Below are 1,912 nucleotides of genomic sequence, written 5' to 3' on the forward strand. Positions count from 1 at the left end.
AAAAGGGGCTGTAACAAAACAGCCCCTTAACACTAGAAAAGCTGTTAGTTGATTTTATATGATCAACTAACAGCTTTTTTTCTATATTTCTAAGAAAAAAGGGCCCCGAAGGGCCCTCTTCATTGGTATAATTAAATTATGAACCAAAACCATACCAATGAACCTAATTATACCAAACTAGTAATGCCTCGCCAACTAGTTTTACCATTGGATTATGGCATTTTGATAAAAGAAACAGCGCCTGTGCGGTTACTTGATGCTGTATTGGAGGAATTAGACTATAAAGAGTTACAGCATTTGTATTCTCCTAAAGGGAGAAAATCTAAAGTTCCACCGCATATTCTGTTCAAAATTTTTGTCTATGCTATGTCCAACGGCGTGTATTCTACACGTATGATACAACAACAATGCGAAGAAAATATTAATTATATGTGGCTTCTTCAAGGCTATTCAGCCCCAAGTCATATGACATTCCAACGATTTTTTGCCCGTTGTACACTAGATATCTTAATGAATCTGTTTTCACAGTTGATGGAAGCTATTAACAGACATGATACCTTAACATTCAATGAAGTCTTTATTGATGGAACTAAACTAGAGGCTAATGCCAACAAGTATACATTTGTCTGGCGAAAAGCCGTGCAAAAAAGACTAGATACATTACCATCTAAATTAGCTATATTAAAGCAAGACATCTGGAATGAATTGGGGCTAGATACCCATTGTATGAATGATGAGTGTATATATACCTTCCTCGCTAAAGAAATTGAAGTAAAACATATGGAACTCGTACAAGGAAAAGGTAAGCATAAAACACCACTGCAACGATTGTACGAGCGAGCAGAAGCTTTATATGAGAAGCGAAAAGAATACGAACAGCAATTGTATATTATGGGTGAACGCAACAGTTATTCTAAAACAGATCCTGATGCGACGTTTATGCGTATGAAGGAAGACCATATGCGTAATGGACAGCTTAAACCTGCCTACAATGTACAATTAGCCGTTCATTCTGAATATATTATGGGTATTGGTGTATTTTCTAAGTCCAACGATACGAATACATTAATTCCATTTGTACAGCAATTAGAACAGATTCATAGCCGCCACTTCACATATGTGGTAGCTGATGCTGGTTATGATAGCCATGAGAACTTAACTTGGTTAAAGAACAACCATTACCTATCTTGTATAAAGCCTCAATATTACGAAAAAGCGAAAACTAGAACTTGGACGAAAGATATTAGCAAAGCTCGTAATATGGAGTATATACCTGAAGAAGATGCATTTACATGTGCAAAAGGACGTAAATTAAAATATGCCTTCACGCGTAAGGCGGAAAACAAAACAGGATTTGTATCTGAGCGAAAGGTATATATTTGTGAGTCTTGTAACCGATGTGGATACAAAAAGGAATGCCAACGGTATGTGAAACCAACGACAGAAAATCCAGTAAAAAGAATTGAAATTACACCTGCGTATGATGCCGTACTGGCAGAGAACCAAGATAGATTACTCAGTGATACAGGCATTCAATTACGAATGAACCGTTCCATTCAAGTAGAAGGTGCCTTTGGTGTGTTAAAACAAGATCTTGGATTTAGACGATTTTTACACCGTGGCAGTGGAAACGTGCATAAGATGCTATATCTCTTGTCCATGGGATTCAATCTAGCAAAATTACATAACAGAATACAAGCAGGACGAGTTAATACAACATTATTTACTGCAAAACAAACTGCTTAAACCAAGAAATTTTTAAATAGGCCTAAAGGCCTATTTAAGTGCGCCTAAAAACAAGAAACACCAAGAAAATATACGATTTTACAAATCTAATTTTCTTGGTGTTTCTTATATTTTAAAGGGACTGCAACTAGAATGCGGTGAAACCGCATTCTGTTACAGCCCCTTT

1 protein-coding gene is annotated in these 1,912 nt (G+C 36.4%); it reads left to right on the plus strand.

All coding sequences use genetic code 11. The annotated features are described in order from the left end of the window. Positions 1-138: 138 nt before the first annotated feature. A complete protein-coding gene (locus ACWTVK_RS09510) occupies positions 139-1,746 on the plus strand; it encodes an IS1182 family transposase (protein ID WP_456046641.1) in 1,608 nt (535 codons plus the stop codon). Positions 1,747-1,912: the final 166 nt, after the last annotated feature.

It is taken from the genome of Veillonella sp. Ser01 (assembly GCF_053850375.1).

Excerpts from the sequence above, each read along its gene's own strand:
- ACWTVK_RS09510 (WP_456046641.1), top strand. The coding sequence starts at position 139 with ATGAACCAAAACCATACCAATGAACCTAATTATACCAAACTAGTAATG.